Origin of the sequence: Brachybacterium endophyticum (genome assembly GCF_003130585.1) — a bacterium.
GTDB lineage: Bacteria > Actinomycetota > Actinomycetes > Actinomycetales > Dermabacteraceae > Brachybacterium > Brachybacterium endophyticum.
Genome location: NZ_QFKX01000001.1, coordinates 744463 through 763716, shown reverse-complemented (window position 1 = coordinate 763716; position 19254 = coordinate 744463). Strand labels below are relative to the sequence as shown.

Below are 19254 nucleotides of genomic sequence, written 5' to 3'. Positions count from 1 at the left end.
GGCGCGGGCTCAGCGGGCGGCGTCGAGGGCCTGGTCGAGGTCGGCGACGAGGTCCTGGACCTCCTCGATCCCGACGGACAGTCGCAGCATGCCCTCGGTGATGTCGGCGTCGACGCGGGCCTGCGGGGTCATGGCGTCGTGGGTGGTGGTGGCGGGGTAGCAGATGAGGGACTCCACGCCGCCCAGGCTGACGGCGTAGGCGGGGATCCTCAGCGCGCGCAGGAAGCGCACGCGGTCCACGCCGTCCACGAGCTCGAAGGAGAGCACGGCACCGGGACCGTCGGCCTGATCGGCCTGGATCCGGGCCTCGCGCTCGTCGTGCGAACCGGGCGTGAGCACGCGGGAGACGGCCTCGTGGCCGCGCAGGTGCTCGGCGATGGTGATCGCGCTCGCCTGCTGCTGGGCCAGACGCAGCGGCAGGGTCTTGATGTCCTGGATCAGCCGGTAGGAGTCGAACGGCGAGAGGACGCCGCCGTAGGTCTTCTGCGAGAGGGCGATCTTCTCGGCGATCTCGGGGTCGCGCGTGGTCACCACGCCCGCGAGGAGGTCCGCGTGCCCGGCGAGGTACTTCGTGGCCGACTGCACGACGAGGTCCGCGCCGAGATCCAGCGGGCGCTGCAGGAGCGGGGTGAGGAAGGTGTTGTCGACGACGACGAGGGCACCGTGGGCGTGGGCGAGCTCGACGATGCGTCGCAGATCGGTGACGCGCAGCGTCGGGTTCGTGGGGGTCTCGACGAAGACCATCCGGGTGGACTCGCCGAAGTCGGCCTCGGTCAGCTCGCCGAGGTCCCGGACCCAGCGGGCGCCGAGGCCCAGCCGCTCGAAGCCGGTCTCGACGAAGCGGAAGGTGCCCCCGTAGACACTGGTGGGGAGGATGACCTCGTCACCGGTGTGCAGCAGCGAGAAGGCCGCGGAGGTCGCCGCCATCCCGGTCGCGAAGGCGAAGCCCCGGCTGGGCTGCTCGCGGCCCTCCAGGGCGCCGTCCTCGAGCGCGGCGAGCACGGTCTCCAGCTGCGCGCGGGTGGGGTTCCCTCCGCGCTGGTAGGAGAAGTCGCCGCCCGACGTGGCGGGGTCGAGCTCGAAGGTCGAGGCCAGGTGCACGGGCGGGACCACGGCACCGTGCTCGTGGTCGCGCAGGGCCTGGACGGCGAGGGTCTGGATGTGCACGAAAACCTCCTGGACGGGACGAATACCCCCATCCTAGGCGCGCCGCTTATCGGTGCCATAAACATGTGTTGGGGGTCGCGCCGATGCGTCCTGGGACACACGGCGCGACCCCCGTGGAGGGCGCGGGAGACCGGTCAGACCGAGACGGTCTCGCGGACCTCGGTGGTCTCCTCGGCCGCGACGGCCTCCTCCTCGATCGCCTCGATGGCGCCGGTGGTGGTGAACTCGGTGCGGCGCAGCATCTCCAGGCGGCGACGGGCACGCACCCGCAGCGCCAGCAGGGCACCGGAGACCATCAGGAACCCGGCCGTGGCCAGCACGATCGCGACCACCATGGTGGAGCGGTAGCCGAAGCCGGCGGCGATCACGGCACCGCCGAGGCCCGCACCGAGGGCGTTGGCCACGTTGAACGCCGCGTGGTTCAGGGAGGCGCCGAGCACCTCCGAGCTGCGGGCGATGCGGATCAGCCAGGTCTGCATCGCGGGGTTCAGGGAGGCGTTGGCGAGGTTGGCGAGGAAGAAGCCGACCATCAGCGCCACCAGGTTGGTGTGCGCCACCGCGAACAGCAGCACGAGCGCGAGGATGTTGGCGGGGAAGCCGACCATGAGCGTGCGGTTCAGCGAACGGTCGGCGCTGGCGCCGCCCACGACGTTGCCGATCGTCATGCCGAGGCCGGCGGCGGCCAGGACCCACGGGACCGCGTTCTCGGGTGCGCCGGTGACCTGGGTGGTGATGTCCGAGACGTAGCTGAACACGGCGAAGGAGCCGGCGAAGCCGATCGCGGCGATGCCCATGACGACCCACAGCTGCACGCGGCGCAGGGCCACGAGCTCGTCGACCATGCGACGCCCCAGCGGCTTCTCGTGGGCAGGGACCGTCATACGCAGGGCGAGGACGGTCACCAGGAAGACCCCGGCGAGGACCATGTACACCGAGCGCCATCCGAAGGCCTGGCCCACGGCAGTCAGCACCGGCACGCCGAGCAGGTTGGCGACGGTCAGACCCGAGAGCGCGAGCGCGACGCCCTTGCCCTGGCTGCCGGGGCCCATCAGGGACGCGGCCAGCAGCGAGGCGACGCCGAAGTAGGCGCCGTGCGGGATGCCCGCGAGGAAGCGGGCCGCCACGGTGAGCTCGAAGGTGGGCATGAGCGCCGAGAGCAGGGTGCCCGCAGCGAGCGCGAGAGCGAGCGCGACGATCATCGAGGAACGGCTCCACCGGACCGAGAGCAGCGCGAGGATCGGGGCGCCGACCACGACGCCGACGGCGTACGCGGAGATCGCGATGCCGGCGCGGGCGATGCCGGTCTCCGGATCGGAGGCCATGAGGTCGGGCAGCAGACCGTGGGCGATTCCGGGGAGCAGGCCCATCGAGGCGAACTCGGAGCCGCCGATGCCGAATCCGCCCAGCGCGAGGGCGAACAGGGCGAGGCGGCGCCGCATGGGCGAGATCTCGTCGGGGGACTGTGCGGCCGTGGTGACGGGCGAGGTGTCGACTGTGGTCATGAGCGAACCTTCGGGACTGGGGCGGATCGTGCAGGGCGGGCTCCGTCGACCCATGCTCCAGAATAAAGCAACGCTGTTGCGTTACGTCAAGGGGTGGGACCGTCGGACCCGCGTCACACCTGTCGCCGCGGGGCGCGCGTGGGAGGATGGGAGTCGTGAGACCGAGTACTCCCCTGGACCGCGTGGCCGGCGCCCATGACGCCGCCGTGCTGGCGGTCGCACGTCGCGGGGAGCCCGTCTCCAGGACCGATCTCGCCGAGGCGCTGGGCGTCACCCCGCAGGCGATCTCGAAGATCCTGGCGCGGCTCATGGAGCGCGGCATGATGGCCGGCGCGGGGTCGATCATCTCGGGCCCGGGCAAGCCCACCACGCTCTACCGGATCGTGCCCTCGTCCCGTCGGGCGATCGGTCTGCACCTCACCCGCACGCGCCTGCGAGGGGTCGTCGCGGACCTGACCGGCGAGGTCGTCTCCCACCGCGAGATCGAGATCGGCCACCGCCAGCCCGTGCCCGAGCTGCTCGAGACGCTCACCGCCCAGGCGCGCGAGCTGGCCGACGTGGGCTCCGGCACCCTGCTGGGGGTGGGCCTGGGGATGCCCGGGCCCGTGGACTTCAGCGGCGGCGTCTACCGGGGGACCTCCGCCCCGGACCCGTGGCGCGGCGCCGAGATCCGCCGGATGCTCGTGGACGCTCTGGCGATGCCGGTCCTCCTGGACCACGACTCCCGCGCCGCGATCGTCGGCGAGACCTGGTCCCAGCCCGACTTGCTGCGCAATGCCGCCCTGGTGCTGGTCGAGGACGGCCTGGGGGCGAGCCTCAGCATCGACGGCTCGATCGTGCGCGGAGCCCACTCCCACGCCGGCGAGGTCGGGCACACGGTCGTCCGCATGGACGGGGCGCCCTGCGAGTGCGGTCGGCGCGGCTGCGCCCAGGCCGAGTTCGCGGCATCCCTGGGACGAGGGGACGTGGAGGACGCCGCGCAGGTCCTCGCCACGATCGTGCTGGACCTGGTGCGCCTGGTCGACGTCGATCGCGTGGTCCTGGGCGGCAGCACCGTCTACGCCCACCACGAGCAGATGATGGGCGCGATCCGCAGCGCCCTCGAGGCGGGCCTGCGCGAGGAGCCGTGGGTGCACGTCGAGGTCATGCTCTCCACCCGCGGCACCGATCTGATCGCCGTCGGCTCGGCGTGCGAGGTCCTCGAGCACGAGTACGGTCTGCCCACGGCGCTGGTCGGCCCCGAGTAGGGCGGGAGGGGACGGAGTCTCGGCCCGGCGATCAGCCCTCGCGGGGACCGAAGACGGCCGATCCCGGGCGCACGATGCTCGCGCCCTCTTCGACGGCGATCTCGAGATCGCCGCTCATCCCCATCGAGAGCTCCACGATCTGCGGATCCGCGAGCTCGTCCCGCAGGGTGCGCAGCAGGCGCAGCGAGGACCGCACCGCGCTCTCCTCGCTCGTGTGCGCGCCGATCGTCATCAGGCCGACGGGTCGCAGCACCCCGGTCGCGCGGATCCTCGTCACGGCGTCCGCGAGGACGTCGGCCGACGGGACGAAGCCGCCCTTGGACTCCTCCCCCGACGTGTTGACCTGCACGAGCACGTCCCGCTGCGTGCCCGCCAGCTCGGCGCGACGGGCGAGGGCGTCGATGATCCCGTCCCGGTCGACGCCGTGGATCACGGAGGCGAAGTCGACCACGTCGCGCGCCTTGTTGCGCTGCAGACGGCCGATGAAGTGCCGGGGCACCCCGAGCTCGGACTCCAGCGCGGCGAGCGCCGGGTCCTCGTGCTTGGCGATCTCCTGGGCACGGTTCTCCCCCACCGCGACCCGCCATCCCCGCTCGTGGACCGCGCGCACGGCCGCGGCGATCTCGCCGGGCTCGCGGGTCTTGGTGGCCAGCAGCACCAGGATCTCCCGCGGGTCTCGCCCGGCCCGCTCGGCTGCGGACTCGATACGGCCGAGCACGCCGTCCAGGCGCTGCTCGAGGTCGGGAACGGGGGTCGTACCGGGGGTGCTGGTCATGCGGCCGATTCTTCCAGCTCGCCGAGGCGCCGGGCGAGCGCGGGGCGCACGGTCACGCGGGGAGCGTGCGCCGTGGACGAGCTGAGCTCGCGAAGCCGCTCGGCGTCGCGCCGGCCGACCGGATGCAGCAGCGTGAGGTGCACGTTCGCGGCGGTGTCGAGCCAGAGGAGTGTGAACCGCACGGTGACGTCGCCGACCCGCGGCAGGTGGAAGAGCTGGTCGTGCGTCTCGTCGCGGGTGAGCTCGTGGCGCTGCCAGAGATCCTCGAACCGGGACGAGGCTCCTCTCATGCGCTCGACCAGCCCGGTCCAGGCCGGGTCGTCGAGATGAGCGGGCATCGCGGATCGCAGACGGGCGACCATCCGCGCGGTGGTCGCCTCCCAGTCGTCGTAGGCGTCTTTCCAGGCGGGGTGGAGGAAGGCACGCACCAGGCAGTTGCGGTCCTCGGTCGGGCCCTCGTCCACGTCGTCGATGAGGAAGCGATAGGTCGCGTTCGAGGCGAGGATGTCGAACTTCGCGGTCTGGATGCATGCGGGGATGCCGTCCAGCCGCTCGAGCAGATCGAGGTGCTCCGAGGTCACCGCCCCGCAGCCCATGGCCTCACCGGCATCCTCCGGCCGGGCGCCCGTGGCGAGCTGGTGGACGTGGGCGCGCTCGTCCGGGTCCATCAGCAGGGCGCGGGACACGGCGTCGAGCACCTGGGCCGACGGGCTGATGTCGCGTCCCTGTTCGAGCCACGTGTACCAGGTGACGCCGACGCCGGCGAGCAGGGCGACCTCCTCGCGACGCAGCCCCGGGGTGCGCCGTCGCCCTCCCGGCGGCAGGCCCACCCGCCCGGGGGTGAGACCCTCGCGCCGGCTGCGCAGGAAGGAGCCGAGCTCGGATCGTGCAGCTGCGGAGGTGGGCATCATGAGTACCATGATAAAGACCATCTGGATACCCGGATAGAGAAGGTGTCCAATGGTCACATGACGTCCTCCACGGCCTCTCCTGACGCCGCCCCCGCATCGTCCGCCACGCAGCCGGCGGACGGGCTCGGTGCGGGCGGCGTGGCGCTGCTCGCCGCCGGGATCACGGGCAACCTCGTCTTCGGCGCCTCGACGCTGGCGCTGCCCGCCCTCGAGTCGGGCCTCGCCCTCGCCCCCGCCACCGGGGCGCTCGTGGTGGCGCTGTTCTCCGTGGGCTTCGCGGCCACGCTCGTGCTCGGCGGCCGGCTCGGCGACGCCCACGGCAGGCGCCGGATCCTGCGACTCGCGGTCGCCGCCCTGATCCCCGCCTCGCTGCTGGTGGCGCTCGCTCCCGGGGCAGGCGTCCTGCTGGTGGGGCGGGCGCTGCAGGGGATCGCCAGCGGTCTCGCCCTCCCCCAGGTGCTCTCCACGATCCAGCACTCGACCAGCGGACGCGCACGTGCCCGCTGGACCGGCGCCTACGCCGCGGTCATCGGCGGCGGCACCGCGGTGGGGCAGATGGGCGCCGGCGTGCTGGTGACGCTCGACCCCTGGGGGATCGGTTGGCGACTGAGCTTCGCGCTCGTCGCCGCGGTCGCGCTGCTCGTGCTCGCCACCAGCTCCGCGATCCCCGAGACCCGCGGCACGGTCTCGGGACGCCTCGACCCGCTGGGCGCCCTGCTGCTCGGCGCGGCGATCACGATGATCGTGCTCCCGCTCGGACTCTTCACGACCCTGCCCCCGGTGATCACCGCGCTGCTGGTGGTGGGCGCCCTCGTGCTGCTGGCCCTGTTCGCCCTCTGGGAGCGGCACCGCACCGCGCAGCACGCCCTGGTGCCGCTGCCCGCCCTGCGGGTGCGCCCCCTGCAGATCGGGCTCGCCCTCACCCTCGTCTTCTTCGCGAGCTACGGCGGTTTCGCCTACTACTTCGCGACCGCGCTGCAGGCAGGGCTGGGGCTGGGAGCGCTGACCACAGCGATCACGCTGATGACCTTCAACGCGGGGTTCGTCGTCGCCAGCACTCTGCTGCCCGCGCTGCTCGAGCGCTTCTCGGCCCGTCGCGTGATGCTCGCGGGTGTCACCGGTCAGGTGCTCACGCTGCTGGCCATCGCCACCCTCATCGTGGTCACCGGGTCGCAGCCGCCGCTCGTGCTCCTGTGCGTGCTGCTGATCATCCTCGGCCTGGTGCAGGCCTCGATGTACGGCCCGCTGATCGGCAGCGTGATGGGCGCGGTCGATCGCGGCCTCGCCGGGCTCGCCAGCGGCTTGTTCTCGACGATGCAGCAGGTCGGCATCGCCGTGGGTGTCCCGATCTTCGGGCTCGTCCTGAGTGCGCTGCCGGCGCTGCCCGCATGGGCCTTCGCGGCCTGCGTGGGCGTGCAGATCGTGCTGGCGGGCGTGTTCACGGTTCTGGTGGGGAGGTTGGCCGCCGCTCAGCGCGTGGGGTGACCCGTCGTCCCCGCCGCCCCGGGATCGGTGCCCCCAGCGGGATTCGAACCCGCACTGAGCCGCTTTTAAGGCGGCTGCCTCTGCCGGTTGGGCTATGGGGGCGCGCAGCTGCCAAGCCTATGCTGGTGCGGCCATGGCAGACTCCCTCCGCTCCCTCGCCGACTCGCTCCGCCGGTTCGACGACACCCGTCTCGCCGAACTCCTGGGTGCCCGTGAGGACCTGCTGCGCCCCCTGCCCCACGGCATCGGGGCCCTCGCGGCCCGGGCCGCCGGAGCCCTGTCGGCCCGACGGGCGCTCGGGTCGCTCACCGCCGCCGAGCTCGCTGTCGTCGACGCCCTCGCCGTCCTGCCGGAGGACACCTCGCCGACCGCGGTCGCCGAACTCCTCGCCCTCGGGGCGGCCGATCTCGCACCACACCTCGAGCGCCTGCGGACCCTCGCCCTGCTGTGGGGCGAGAAGGAGCTGCACCTCGTCCACGCCGTGCGCGAGGGGTTGCGCTCCCCCGCCGGCCTCGCGCCGCCCCACCCCGAGGACCCGTCGGCCGACGAGGCCCGTGACCTCGTCGCCCACGCCCCCACCGCCCTCCAGGGTCCGCTGGACTCACTGCGCTGGGCGCCCGGCCGCCTCGCGCGAGGATCCGGCACCCTGGCCTCCCAGCTGGAGGAGGCAGGGATAGCCCGGGCCGACGGTCCGGACGCCCTGCGGATCCCTCGCTCGATCCACCTCGAGCTGCGCGGTGGTCACCTCCACGAGTCCTTCCCCGCCGCGCCGCCGGATCCGGGCGGCACGGAGATCCGGGAACGCATCCCCGGCACCCGCACGGCCGGGGCGGTCGAGCGCGCCCTGGATGCCGTACGGGTCCTCGACACCGTCCTCACCTGGGACGACGAGAACGCGCCCGGCGTGCTACGCCGGGGTGGCCTCCCCCAGCGCGATCTGCGGCGCCTCGCCGTCGAGGCCGGCGCCGAGGTGACGACGACTGCCACGGTGCTGCAGACCGGGTGGCTCGCCGGGCTGATCGGCCACGACGGCGAGACCTGGGCGCCGACGGCCGACTGGGTCGACCTGTGGCGGCGCGGACCCGAGTCCCGGTGGGCCGAGCTCGTTCTCACCTGGGCGCACAGCGACCATCTCGCGACGATCGTCGGCGACGCCGATGCCACCACGACGCCGCGCGCCGCCCTCTCCGAGGCCACCCGGGTCGAGCAGGCCGCCACCCGCCGGCACCGCCTGCTGCACCTGCTCGCCGAGCATCCCGATCGTGACGTGCCGTCGGCGGGGCTGCTGGCGGCGCTCTCCTGGTGGTATCCGCTGGTCCCGGCGCGCACACTGCGCCAGGACGTCGACGCCCTGCTCGCCGAGGGGAACGCCCTCGGCCTGCTCGACGGGGGCGCCCTCACCGTGCTCGGCCATGCCCTCGTCGGCGTTCTCGACGCCGACCTTCCCACGGCCGACGCCGCTCTCACGGACGCGCTGACGTCCCATGCCCCTGCGCCGGTGGACGAGGTGCTGCTGGACGCCGACCTCACAATCGTGATCCCCGGGAGACCGAGCGCCCGACTGGAGGCCCTGGAGAGCTGGACCGAGGTGGTCTCGCGCGGCGGAGCCCTCACGCTGCGCGCGACCGCAGAATCGATCGGCGGTGCGCTGCGCGAGGGTCGTGACCCCGAGGCCTTCCTGGAGCTGTTGCGCGAGGCATCCAGCTCCCCGCTCCCGCAGGCACTCGAATACCTGGTGCACGACGAGCAGCGCCGGCTCGGCCAGGTGCGCGTGGGCTCGGCACTGGCCTACGTCACCGGCGAGGAGGATGCCCTCGCGCTCCTGCTCGCCCATCCGGGTGCGGCCGAGGCGGGTCTGCGTCGTCTCGCGCCGACGGTCGCCGTCGCGACCTGCGAGCCGCGCACCCTGCTGCGTCTGGCGACCGCAGCCGGGCTCTCCCCGCTCATCGAGGGCCAGGGCGTGCGTCTGGACTCGCGCGGGCCGGGAGTGGGCCGGACGGACCACCTCGTGCGGGCTCCCGCGCAGGTGCCGGCCTCGGCGACTCCCGATCTCGCGACGGCCATCACCCGGCTGCGGCGGGCGGAGGCCGGCGACGGCTCCCCCAGCGTGATGGACCGGCTGCTCGAGGCCGCCGGCAGCGCCCTCGAGCTCGACCTCGGGATCGTGGACGGCCGCGGCGGCGTCGAGACCCGCCGGGCGGTGCCGCTCGCGGTCGAGGACGGGCGACTGCGCGCCCGCAGCAGCGAGGACGGCAGCGAATTCACGGTGCTCGTCCATCGGGTGACGCTGGACTGAGGCGAGCACCTACCCGCGACACGCGGCGCCATGGGGACCTCTCCCCATCGTCCCGCGTCGATCTTGTGCCTATGCTTTTGCGTGTCGCCGAGCACACCCCCAGTGGCGGCCACCACGACCAGACCGGCGGAACCCGCCGGCCCGACGAAGGGACCACCATGACAACCCCGAACCCCAACTTCAGCTCCCCGACCCCCGGCCCCGGACAGGGCGGACCCGGCGCCTCGAGCCCGGTGCCCGGCGGACAGGGCGGCGCCCCCGGGGCTCCCGTCAGCAAGACCAAGTGGATCGTGCAGTTGGTCGTCGGCACCCTGTGCTTCGGCAACCTGGTGACGATGATCCTGGCGATCATCGGCCTGGTAAAGGCCGACCAGGACCTCCCGCTCGCGAACAAGCTCTACAAGTGGGGCTGGATCATCTACGCGATCTGGGCAGTCCTCACGATCATCGGGCTGATCGTGTACTTCACCGTCGTCGTGCCGGCGCTCATCAATTCCGGGTCCATGCAGACCTACTGAACCCCACGCCCCGCACCCGCGAGGCACAGCATGACGAAGGCCCGGACCATCAGGTCCGGGCCTTCGTCATCTAGCCGAGATGATCAGCTGCGGTCGGTCGAGGCCTCCTGGGTGGCCTCACCGGCGGCAGGATCGACGGCGCCGTGGGTCACGCCGCTCTCGCGCTCGGCGTCCGTGCGGGTTTCGCGACGGTCCTCGGACCACTCGACGTGGTAGGTGCCCTCGTCGTCCACGCGCTTGTAGGTGTGGGCGCCGAAGTAGTCGCGCTGGGCCTGGACCAGGGCGGCCGGCAGACGCTCGGCGCGCACCGCGTCGTAGTAGGCGAGCGAGGAGGCGAACACCTGGGCGGGGTAGCCGTTGGCCGCGGCGTAGGCCACCACGCGGCGCCATGCGGGCACGCACTTGGTGATCTCCTCGGCGAAGTACGGATCCGCGAGCAGCAGCTTGAGGCCGGGGGCGCGGTCGTAGGCCTCGGTGATGCGGTTGAGGAACTTGGCGCGGATGATGCAGCCGCCGCGCCAGATCTTGGCCATGTCGCCGAGCTTGATGTCCCAGTCGTAGGTCTCGGCGCCCTTGGCGATCTCCTCGAAGCCCTGCGAGTAGGCGACGAGCTTGGAGGCGTAGAGCGCCTTCTGCAGGTCGTCGATGAACTGGGCCTTGTCGGCGATGTCCTCGCCGACGGTCTCGCCCTTGAGGGCCTTCTGGGCGGCGTCGCGCTCGGCGACGTCACCGGAGGTGGAGCGGGCGAAGGTGGCCTCGGCGATGCCGGTGACCGGCACGCCCAGGTCCAGGGCGGTCTGCACGGTCCAGGCGCCGGTGCCCTTCTGGGCGGCCTGGTCGGCGATGACGTCGACGAACGGCTTGCCGGTGCGCGAGTCCTTGTGCTTCAGCACGATCGCGGTGATCTCGATGAGGAAGGACTCCAGGTCGCCCTTGTTCCAGTCCTCGAACACCGCGCCGATGGCGTCGGCGTCCATGCCCAGGGCCCGCTTCATCAGGTCGTAGGCCTCGGAGATGACCTGCATGTCGGCGTACTCGATGCCGTTGTGGACCATCTTCACGAAGTGGCCCGCGCCGTCCTCGCCCACGTGGGTGCAGCAGGGGGCGCCGTCGACCTGCGCGGCGATCTTCTCGAACATCGGGCCGAGGCGGTCGTAGGACTCGACCGTGCCGCCGGGCATGATCGAGGGACCGTTGAGGGCGCCCTCCTCGCCACCGGAGACGCCGGCGCCCACGAAGTGCAGGCCCTTCTCACGCAGAGCCTTCTCACGACGACGGGTGTCGGTGAACAGTGCGTTGCCGCAGTCCACGATGATGTCGCCCTCGTCCATGTACTGCGAGAGCTCGTCGATGACGGCATCGGTGGGGCCGCCGGCCTTCACCATGATGATGGCGACCCGCGGCTTCTGCAGCGAGGCGACGAACTCCTCGGTGGACTCCGAGGGGTAGAACTCGCCCTCGTCCTTGTAGCGGTCGTAGACCGTCTCGGTCTTGCCGACCGAACGGTTGTGGATCGCGACCTTGAAGCCGTTGCGCGCGAGGTTGCGGGCGAGGTTGGACCCCATCACCGCCATGCCGGTGACGCCGATGTCGGCGACGTTCGCGGGCGAAGGTTCGAAGCTGGCCATGGATGTGCTCCTTGCATCGAGTGCGGTAGCCGGCGTACGGCGGGGCCGCGCGTCGGGGCGGCGCGCACCGATCCGGCGTACGGCGGGGCCGCGCGTCGGGGCGGCGCGCACCGATCCGGCGCACACGCGCCGGGCGGCCGTGCCGGCTGTCGGGACCATTGTAGGTATGGCGCGCACCTGCCGTGGTCGCCTGCCATTGCTTGCCGTGACCGGCGGCACGCGCGCCCCGTGCAGGCGCTCCGCGCGGCGCGCGCCAGCACACCGCGACCTCCGTCGCAGGTCCGCCCGACGAACGAGGGATCTCCCGGAACGGCAGCGCCGGTAGCGTTCTGCACGTCACGATGTCCCCGACCCCGTCGAGCCTCGCCCCGCATCACCGGCCGCGCCGGTGCCCGAGAGGCGAACTCCCCTCAGGAGCAGCACCGCGATGAGCACCACTCCTCCGCCCACCCCGGACAACGGCTCCGGACCCTCGCCCTGGCAGCAGGGTCCGACGATCCCGACCTCCCCGGCCGATGCTCCGCAGCAGCCCTACGGCGAGCAGCGGCCCTACGGCGCCCAGCAGACCTTCGGCGAGCAGCAGGCCGTCGGCGGGCAGCAGCCTTTCGGCGCTCCCCCGTTCGACGGCGCCCCGGCCCCCGGCACGGACCTGGGCGCCGATCTCGGGGCCGCGCTGCGCTGGATGTGGAAGGCCTTCTCGCGCAACGTCGCCGCCTTCCTGGTGCCCTCGATCGTGTGGTCGGTCGTCAGCTTCGTGATCATCGGTCTCTTCGTGGGCATCGGCTTCGCGGTCTTCTACTCGGCCGTCGAAGGCGCCGCCGGCTCCGACGAGACCCCGCCGCTCGGTCCGATCCTGGGCGCCTACGCGATCATGTTCGCCTCCGCCCCAGTCGCGGGTCTCGTGGGCGCCCTGTGGCAGTCCGGCACCGCGCGCGGCGGCCGCACCGTCCTCGAGGGGGAGCGCCCGAGCATCGGCCGTGCCTTCATCGGCAGCGGACGGCTCGTCCTGACCGCCCTGCTCGTGCTCGTGCTGGTCGGGGTCGGCATGGTCCTGCTGTACATCCCCGGTCTGATCGTCGCGGTGATGAGCTTCTACGCCCTGCCCGCCGCCGCCCGGGGTGCGCGCCCCGTCGAGGCCCTCAAGGAGAGCTTCGCGCTGGCCAAGCAGAACCTGGGCACGACGATCATCGCCTACCTGATCCTGATGGCCGCCTCCTCGGTGGCGAGCTTCCTGCTCGTGGGCATCTTCGTCCTGATCCCTCTGCAGATCCTGTTCCAGTTCGGCCTCCACGAGCGCCTGAACCACCGCGAGCCGGCCGAGCCCGTCCGAGCATGATGGCGACGCCCGAGAACCAGCACCCGAACCCGACCGCCTCCGCCTCCGTCTCCGACGGGCATGCGCCCGGCACCCACCTGGGCGCAGACCTGGGCGCGGCGCTGCGCTTCATGTGGCGGATGATCAGCCGCCGCGGCGGAGCACTGCTCCCGGCGATCTGCGTCTACGGGGCGATCGCCCTGGCCCTGGACGTCGTGAAGGGACTGACGGGCGACGACGGGGTCGGCAGCGGCCCGCTCGTCAGCCTCCCCTTCGCGGATCATCTGCCGCACTGGCTGCTGATCTCGCTGACCGGCTCGGAACTGGTCCTCTCTCTCGCGAACCTCGTGGTCACCCTGCTGTGGACCGCCGCCTGCCTGCGGTTCGGGGTGGACGGCCTCGAGGGGCACAGGGGTGGCTCGAACCGCTACTTCACGGGCAGCGGCCAGGTGATCTGGATATACATCCTGACCTCTCTCGCCATCGTCGTCGGCCTGGTCCTCCTCGTCGTCCCGGGCCTGGTCGCGATCGTGCTGCTCGTCTTCGCCCCTGCTGCCGCGGCGCGCGGGTCCGAGCGACCGTTCGGGGCGAGTGCCGCCGTGGCCCGCCGGCACGTGGGGACGACGATCCTCGGCATCCTGATGGTGTGGGTCCTCTCGCTGCTGACCGCGGACCTGAACGTCCTCGACATCCTCGCCGCCCCGTTCACCTCGCTGTTCCTGCTCGGGCTCTACGAGCGTCTGAGCGGGCGGGAGCTGCCGGACGCACCCTGAGGTGATGCGGGCGACGGCGGCGCCGGCCGCCCCTCCCCACCTCGCACGCTCCGGCGTACCCTCGCTCGGGTGACCGACGGCCCCCTCATCGTCCAGAGCGACAAGTCCCTCCTGCTGGAGGTCGATCATCCGCGCGCCACGACCGCCCGTGCGGCGGTCGCCCCGTTCGCGGAGCTCGAGCGCGCCCCCGAGCACATCCACACCTACCGGATCACCGACCTGGGACTGTGGAACGCCCGCGCCGCCGGCTACGACGCCGAGAGCGTGGTCGCCGCGCTGGTGGACAACTCCCGCTACCCCGTTCCGCACGCCCTGCTGGTGGACGTCGCGGACACGATGGACCGCTACGGGCGCCTGCAGCTGCAGGCCGATCCTGCGCACGGCCTGGTGCTGCGGGCCCTGGACCGGGCGGTGCTCACGGAGGTCTCGCGCTCCAAGCGGGTCGCCGGGATGCTCGGTGCGCGGATCGACGAGGACACGATCGCCGTGCACCCCTCCGAGCGCGGCGCCCTCAAGCAGGCCCTGCTGCGGCTCGGCTGGCCGGCCGAGGACCTCGCGGGCTACGTCGACGGCGAGTCCCATCCGATCCACCTCGTCGAGGACGAGTGGGAGCTGCGCCCCTACCAGCGCGAGGCGGTCGACTCCTTCGTCGAGGGCGGCAGCGGCGTGGTGGTGCTCCCGTGCGGCGCGGGCAAGACCCTGGTCGGCGCGGGCGCGATGGCCGCCACCGGCCGCACCACCCTGATCCTGGTCACCAGCACCGTCTCCGCCCGGCAGTGGAAGGCCGAGCTGCTGGCCCGCACCTCCCTGACCGAGGACGAGATCGGCGAGTACTCCGGGGCCTCCAAGGAGATCCGCCCGGTCACCATCGCGACCTACCAGGTGCTGACGACGAAGCGGAAGGGCGTGCACCCGCATCTCGAGCTGGTCAGCGCCCGCGACTGGGGTCTGATCCTCTACGACGAGGTGCACCTGCTGCCCGCGCCCGTCTTCCGCATGACCGCGGACCTGCAGGCACGTCGGCGTCTGGGGCTGACGGCCACCCTGGTGCGGGAGGACGGTCGCGAGGGCGAGGTGTTCTCGCTGATCGGCCCCAAACGATACGACGCCCCCTGGCGGGACATCGAGGCCCAGGGATACATCGCGCCCGCCGTGTGCACGGAGGTGCGGGTGAGCATGACCCGGGAGGAGCGCCTCCTGCATGCGGGCGCCGAGGCCGACGACCGCCACCGCCTGGCCGCGACCCACCCCGGGAAGATCGACGTCGTCGAGCGCCTGGCCCGCCGGCACGCCGGCGAGGGCCTGCTGGTGATCGGCCAGTACCTCGACCAGCTCGAGGAGATCTCCGAGCGGCTGGACTGCGACCTCATCACCGGGAAGACCTCGGTGAAGCGCCGCCAGGAGCTGTTCGACGCCTTCCGGGAGGGCAGCATCGACCGGCTCGTGGTCTCGAAGGTCGCGAACTTCTCGATCGACCTGCCCGAGGCGAGCGTCGCGATCCAGGTCTCGGGTGCCTTCGGGTCCCGCCAGGAGGAGGCCCAGAGGCTGGGCAGGCTGCTGCGCCCCAAGGCAGACGGCCGCGAGGCCCGCTTCTACACCGTCGTCACGCGCGACACCCAGGACCAGGAGTTCGCCGCCCACCGCCAGCGCTTCCTCGCCGAGCAGGGCTACGCCTACTCGATCGTCGACGGCGAGGACCTGCCTGTCGGCTGACGGTGAGGCGGAGCCCGTCGGCCCGTCGGCTGATGGTGAAGGGAGGAGAAGCCCTGCAGCCCGCGACCTGAGGGTCGGAGCCCAGCGGCCGCTGCATCCCCGCCATGCTTCTCTCCGATGGCGTCCCGTGAGGTCCGAACCCCCTATAGGCGGCGAGACCTCACGGGGAGCCATCGGCGAACACATCGAGGCCTCCGCACCCTTGCTCACGCACGGGCCCCGCGCACCGACCTCGCGCACCGGCCTCGCTCGTCGCGCCACGGAGCGGAGCGGGCTCGGCGACCCCCGCCGCGCCGCTCCGAGGCGCGATGAGCGCCGTGCGCAGGGCCGCGGTGGCTACAGTGGGCGCTGTCCGGTGCGGTCCGCGGTCCGCGGGCCGCGCATCCCTCTCTTCCCCGAGGAGCGACCGATGACCTCGTCCGACGACTCCACCCCCACCACCCCGCGGGAGCCTCGCCGCACCGCCGGCGAGCCCCTGGCCGAGGGGACCCCCGCAGCCGAGGGCGCCCGCGACATCCGCGACACCGGTGCGCGGCCCGATGCCGAGCCCGCACCCTCCACCGCGCCCTCCTCCACCTCTCCCTCGGGCACCTCGTCGGCCGAGACCCGCCCGTCGGGCCGTCGGGACGAGACCGAGCGGCACGCACCTGCCCACGACGACGTCCAGGACGTGCCGCGTTCGGGCGGTCGCACCGCAGGTGTCTGGATCGCCCTCGTGCTCGGCGCGATCGTGCTGATCCTGCTGCTCGTGTTCATCCTGCAGAACAACACCCCGGCCGACTTCCACTACTTCGCCGGTCAGTTCGCTCTGCCGCTGGGCATCGCGATGCTGCTCGCGGCGATCGCGGGCGCGCTGGTGATGGCGCTGGTCGGTTCGGTGCGGATGTTCCAGCAGGGCCGCACAATCAAGAAGCTGCGCAAGCAGCTGCAGAAGGTCCAGCACCCGGTCGATCGCTGATCACCGCCGCTGGCCCACCCGGATCGTCCCTGGACGTGAGCTGCGCACAGCCCACGTCCAGGGAACTCCCACCTAGGCCGCGCACCGTGGAGCCATGAGCACAGACCAGGATCAGAACTTCGAGGCCCGCCTCCTCGTCGTCGACGACGAACCCAACATCCGCGACCTGCTCGCCACGTCGCTGCGGTTCGCCGGCTTCGAGGTGTTCACCGCCTCCACCGGCAACGAGGCGATCCGCGAGGCCACCGAGAACAAGCCCGACCTCGTGGTCCTCGACGTGATGCTCCCGGACATGGACGGCTTCACCGTCACCCGTCGCCTGCGCGACCGCGGGGAGCAGTACCCCATCCTGTTCCTCACCGCGAAGGACGACACCAAGGACAAGGTGCAGGGGCTCACGGTGGGCGGTGACGACTACGTCACCAAGCCGTTCAGCCTCGAGGAGGTCGTGGCCCGCATCCGCGCGGTGCTGCGCCGCACCCACGGCGCGAGCGAGGACACCGTCGAGAGCGCGCTGGTGGTCGGCGACCTGAGCCTGGACGAGGACTCCCACGAGGTCTACCGCGGCGACATCGCGATCGACCTCTCCCCCACCGAGTTCAAGCTGCTGCGCTACCTCATGCTCAACTCGGGACGCGTGGTCTCCAAGACCCAGATCCTCGACCACGTGTGGGACTACGACTGGTCCGGCGAGGTCGGCATCGTCGAGTCCTACATCTCCTACCTGCGCCGCAAGATCGACGTGATCGGCGAGCCGATGATCCACACCAAGCGCGGCATCGGCTACGTGCTGCGTTCGGCCGAGAGCCGCTGACACGCGCGTGTCCTTCCCCTCCCTCGGCAGCCGGCGCCCCGTGTCCCTGTGGACACGGATCGTCACGCTGATCTCCCTGGTGCTCGTGCTGGGGACGCTGCTCACCGGGGCGCTCTCGCTGACCCTGCTGCACCGCACCCTCATGCAGTCCAAGGACGGCGAGCTGCGCACCGGCATGCAGGGCATGGTCAGCATCGCCGCAGCGGACCTGAACGGGGACGACGAGGAGGGCGACGACCCGGCGAACGCGCCCGTGGACTTCGTGATCGCCGTCCACGACGACAGCGGTCGCCACCAGGTCTACCGCAAGGACAACTACCACGACGACTCCTCGGTGGACCTCGCCTTCCCCTCTTGGACGACCGAACAGGTCAACCAGCACGACGGGAAGCCCTTCACCCTCCTGGACTCCGACGGCAACCGCTGGCGCGTGCGCGCCATGGTCAACGACGACGCATCCGGCGGCAGCGTCTTCGTCGCCCTCCCGCTGGACAGCGTCGACCGCACCATGCGGGAGATGGCCCTGGTGATCGTGCTGGTCGGCACGTTCGTGGTGCTCGTGGGCATGGGCGCCGGCGGCTACATGGCCCATCGCGCGCTCGAGCCGCTGCGCGACGTCGAGGAGGTCGCCTCCCAGATCGTCGCGGGCGACCTGTCCCGGCGCGTCCCGGTGACCGACACCAGCCAGGAGGTCAACGCCCTCGCGGTGTCGCTCAACGAGATGCTCGTGCGCCTCGAGCAGTCCTTCATCGCCCAGGCCGACAGCGAGGAGAAGGCCACCAGCTCGGAGGCCAGGATGCGCCGTTTCGTGGGCGACGCCTCCCACGAGCTGCGCACGCCGCTGGCGGCGATCCGTGGCTTCGGCGAGCTGTACCGGATGGGCGCCCTCAGCGGCGAGGAGAACGTCTCCTCCGCGATGCGCCGCATCGAGGACGAGGCCCGGCGCATGGGCTCACTGGTGGAGAACCTGCTGCGCCTGGCGCGCCTCGACGAGAACCCCGACGTCGCCCTCGAGCCGCTCGACGTCACCGACGCGATCTTCGACGTCGCCCAGGACCTGCGGGCCCTGGACCCCTCCCGCCAGGTCATGGTGGTCTCGCTATCGGGGACGCCGCTCTCGGTCAGCCCGCACATCCCGGTCGGCGTCCGGGGCGACGAGCCGGCCCTGCGCCAGGTGCTGCTGAACCTGATCGGCAACACCAACCGCCACACGCCCAAGGGCTCCCCGGTGGAGATCGCCGTGGGCCGACAGGATGCCGGGACCGTGGTGATCGAGGTGCGCGACCACGGCGAGGGGATCGCGGAGGACCAGCGCGAGAAGGTCTTCGAACGCTTCTACCGCACCGACGAGTCGCGACAGCGCTCGGCCGCACAGGGCGGCGGCGCGGGGCTCGGCCTCTCGATCGCCGCGACCATCGTCCAGCAGCACCAGGGCTCGATCCGGGTGGACGAGACGCCCGGTGGCGGCGCCACCTTCCATGTGGAGCTGCAGGCGGCCGACCTCTCCCCCGAGCAGGTCGTCGAACCCGATCAGGTCAGCGAGATCACGCAGGGCGATGCGGATCCGGGCGACAGGCCGTCGGGGCCTCAGTCCGGGACGTCCAGCACCTGACCGACGAACGAATGGCCTGTGGCCCGGTTCGACAGCACGTCGGCCCGCGCGAGGAACTCCCAGGCCGCCGCCCGACCGAGCTCGTCGTGCGCCTCGATCCGCACCAGCGCGCACGGACTGTCACGGGTGAGACGGAAGGTCCCCGGAGTCGCCTCCCCCACGGGCGGGAGCGGCGCCGCGTGGCCCTCGAGACCGGTCACGAGATCCTCGGGCACGTGGTCGAGGCCGAGGCCGACGGCCCCGCGCTCGGCCCGCTCGCGGCGGGCCTCCGCCCGGCGGGCGGCCGGCACGCGCAGCCCGCTCGCGATCAGCCTCCTGGTCAGGTCGCCGTTGCCGACGAACGTGACCCCCACGGCCTCGAGGCCCTCCCGGGCACTCTCGGGCCAGTCGTAATGGTCGAGGTCGAAGGACCGCGGGTGCAGACCGCCGCGAGCAGCCACGAGGTGCAGCTCGGAGAGGGAGGCATCGGAGATCAGATGCCCCCACAGCATCCCGTGGCGCTCCCAGCGCGGCGTGTCGGCGAAGACGGTCATGACGTCA

Annotated in this window: 16 protein-coding genes and 1 tRNA gene; 10 read left to right on the top strand and 7 right to left on the bottom strand. The window is 72.0% G+C overall.

Annotation, left to right across the window (positions count from 1 at the left end; genetic code table 11):
* Positions 1–9: 9 nt before the first annotated feature.
* Together DEO23_RS03310 and DEO23_RS03305 are read right to left on the bottom strand one after the other, a co-directional pair.
* Entirely contained in the window at positions 10–1167 is a 1158-nt protein-coding gene (locus DEO23_RS03310) for a trans-sulfuration enzyme family protein (RefSeq protein ID WP_109274551.1), read from the bottom strand.
* Between the two features lie 134 nt (positions 1168–1301).
* On the bottom strand, positions 1302–2669 hold the full coding sequence (locus tag DEO23_RS03305; RefSeq protein WP_109274550.1) for an MFS transporter: 1368 nt from the start codon (positions 2667–2669) through the stop codon (positions 1302–1304).
* A gap of 146 nt (positions 2670–2815) precedes the next feature.
* Here DEO23_RS03305 and DEO23_RS03300 point away from each other — a divergent pair, with 146 nt between their 5' ends.
* A complete protein-coding gene (locus tag DEO23_RS03300) occupies positions 2816–3916 on the top strand; it encodes an ROK family transcriptional regulator (protein WP_109274549.1) in 1101 nt (366 codons plus the stop codon).
* A gap of 31 nt (positions 3917–3947) precedes the next feature.
* Here DEO23_RS03300 and DEO23_RS03295 read toward each other — a convergent pair whose 3' ends face one another.
* Together DEO23_RS03295 and DEO23_RS03290 are read right to left on the bottom strand one after the other, a co-directional pair.
* Positions 3948–4691, bottom strand: coding sequence for a YggS family pyridoxal phosphate-dependent enzyme (locus DEO23_RS03295; protein WP_109274548.1), 744 nt, complete (start codon positions 4689–4691; stop codon positions 3948–3950).
* Entirely contained in the window at positions 4688–5602 is a 915-nt protein-coding gene (locus DEO23_RS03290) for a helix-turn-helix transcriptional regulator (protein ID WP_205678822.1), read from the bottom strand. Before DEO23_RS03290 ends, DEO23_RS03295 begins: the two co-directional genes overlap by 4 nt.
* A gap of 57 nt (positions 5603–5659) precedes the next feature.
* Between DEO23_RS03290 and DEO23_RS03285 the strand changes: the two genes are divergently transcribed.
* Entirely contained in the window at positions 5660–7087 is a 1428-nt protein-coding gene (locus tag DEO23_RS03285) for an MFS transporter (protein ID WP_109274547.1), read from the top strand.
* A gap of 28 nt (positions 7088–7115) precedes the next feature.
* Here DEO23_RS03285 and DEO23_RS03280 read toward each other — a convergent pair.
* Positions 7116–7189: transfer RNA gene (locus tag DEO23_RS03280), tRNA-Leu, on the bottom strand.
* Between the two features lie 31 nt (positions 7190–7220).
* Here DEO23_RS03280 and DEO23_RS03275 point away from each other — a divergent pair.
* A complete protein-coding gene (locus DEO23_RS03275; RefSeq protein WP_109274546.1) occupies positions 7221–9383 on the top strand; it encodes a helicase-associated domain-containing protein in 2163 nt (720 codons plus the stop codon).
* Positions 9384–9541: 158 nt separating this feature from the next.
* The gene (locus tag DEO23_RS03270) at positions 9542–9901 is read left to right on the top strand and encodes a hypothetical protein (protein ID WP_109274545.1); all 360 of its coding nucleotides are present in this window, start codon (positions 9542–9544) and stop codon (positions 9899–9901) included.
* 83 nt (positions 9902–9984) lie between these two features.
* Here the strand turns inward: DEO23_RS03270 and gndA are convergent, their stop codons facing one another.
* On the bottom strand, positions 9985–11529 hold the full coding sequence (gene gndA, locus DEO23_RS03265; RefSeq protein WP_109274544.1) for an NADP-dependent phosphogluconate dehydrogenase: 1545 nt from the start codon (positions 11527–11529) through the stop codon (positions 9985–9987).
* 427 nt (positions 11530–11956) lie between these two features.
* Between gndA and DEO23_RS03260 the strand changes: the two genes are divergently transcribed.
* From DEO23_RS03260 to DEO23_RS03235, 6 genes are all read left to right on the top strand, one after another.
* Positions 11957–12865, top strand: a complete 909-nt coding sequence (locus tag DEO23_RS03260) for a hypothetical protein (RefSeq protein ID WP_109274543.1) — start codon at positions 11957–11959, stop codon at positions 12863–12865.
* Positions 12862–13617, top strand: a complete 756-nt coding sequence (locus tag DEO23_RS03255) for a hypothetical protein (protein WP_109274542.1) — start codon at positions 12862–12864, stop codon at positions 13615–13617. Before DEO23_RS03260 ends, DEO23_RS03255 begins: the two co-directional genes overlap by 4 nt.
* A 69-nt stretch (positions 13618–13686) precedes the next feature.
* Complete coding sequence (locus tag DEO23_RS03250; RefSeq protein WP_109274541.1) at positions 13687–15330, top strand: DNA repair helicase XPB; 1644 nt, start codon at positions 13687–13689, stop codon at positions 15328–15330.
* A 409-nt stretch (positions 15331–15739) separates the two neighbouring features.
* Complete coding sequence (locus DEO23_RS03245) at positions 15740–16288, top strand: LapA family protein (RefSeq protein ID WP_109274540.1); 549 nt, start codon at positions 15740–15742, stop codon at positions 16286–16288.
* A gap of 94 nt (positions 16289–16382) precedes the next feature.
* On the top strand, positions 16383–17102 hold the full coding sequence (locus DEO23_RS03240; protein ID WP_109274539.1) for a response regulator transcription factor: 720 nt from the start codon (positions 16383–16385) through the stop codon (positions 17100–17102).
* Positions 17103–17109: 7 nt separating this feature from the next.
* Positions 17110–18714 (top strand): sensor histidine kinase, encoded by a 1605-nt coding sequence (locus DEO23_RS03235; protein ID WP_109274538.1) that lies wholly within the window; start codon positions 17110–17112, stop codon positions 18712–18714.
* Here DEO23_RS03235 and DEO23_RS03230 read toward each other — a convergent pair.
* Positions 18690–19247, bottom strand: a complete 558-nt coding sequence (locus DEO23_RS03230; RefSeq protein ID WP_109274537.1) for a DUF4031 domain-containing protein — start codon at positions 19245–19247, stop codon at positions 18690–18692. The two genes, DEO23_RS03235 and DEO23_RS03230, sit on opposite strands and share 25 nt — an antisense overlap.
* Between the last annotated feature and the right edge of the window lie 7 nt (positions 19248–19254).

Bases quoted from the DNA above. Each gene is read 5' to 3' on its own strand.
- DEO23_RS03270 (WP_109274545.1), top strand. From the start codon at position 9,542: ATGACAACCCCGAACCCCAACTTCAGCTCCCCGACCCCCGGCCCCGGA.
- DEO23_RS03285 (WP_109274547.1), top strand. From the start codon at position 5,660: ATGACGTCCTCCACGGCCTCTCCTGACGCCGCCCCCGCATCGTCCGCC.
- DEO23_RS03260 (WP_109274543.1), top strand. From the start codon at position 11,957: ATGAGCACCACTCCTCCGCCCACCCCGGACAACGGCTCCGGACCCTCG.
- gndA (WP_109274544.1), bottom strand. From the start codon at position 11,529: ATGGCCAGCTTCGAACCTTCGCCCGCGAACGTCGCCGACATCGGCGTC.
- DEO23_RS03295 (WP_109274548.1), bottom strand. From the start codon at position 4,691: ATGACCAGCACCCCCGGTACGACCCCCGTTCCCGACCTCGAGCAGCGC.
- DEO23_RS03300 (WP_109274549.1), top strand. From the start codon at position 2,816: ATGGGAGTCGTGAGACCGAGTACTCCCCTGGACCGCGTGGCCGGCGCC.
- DEO23_RS03275 (WP_109274546.1), top strand. From the start codon at position 7,221: ATGGCAGACTCCCTCCGCTCCCTCGCCGACTCGCTCCGCCGGTTCGAC.
- DEO23_RS03240 (WP_109274539.1), top strand. From the start codon at position 16,383: ATGAGCACAGACCAGGATCAGAACTTCGAGGCCCGCCTCCTCGTCGTC.
- DEO23_RS03305 (WP_109274550.1), bottom strand. From the start codon at position 2,669: ATGACCACAGTCGACACCTCGCCCGTCACCACGGCCGCACAGTCCCCC.
- DEO23_RS03290 (WP_205678822.1), bottom strand. From the start codon at position 5,602: ATGATGCCCACCTCCGCAGCTGCACGATCCGAGCTCGGCTCCTTCCTG.
- DEO23_RS03245 (WP_109274540.1), top strand. From the start codon at position 15,740: ATGACCTCGTCCGACGACTCCACCCCCACCACCCCGCGGGAGCCTCGC.
- DEO23_RS03255 (WP_109274542.1), top strand. From the start codon at position 12,862: ATGATGGCGACGCCCGAGAACCAGCACCCGAACCCGACCGCCTCCGCC.
- DEO23_RS03230 (WP_109274537.1), bottom strand. From the start codon at position 19,247: ATGACCGTCTTCGCCGACACGCCGCGCTGGGAGCGCCACGGGATGCTG.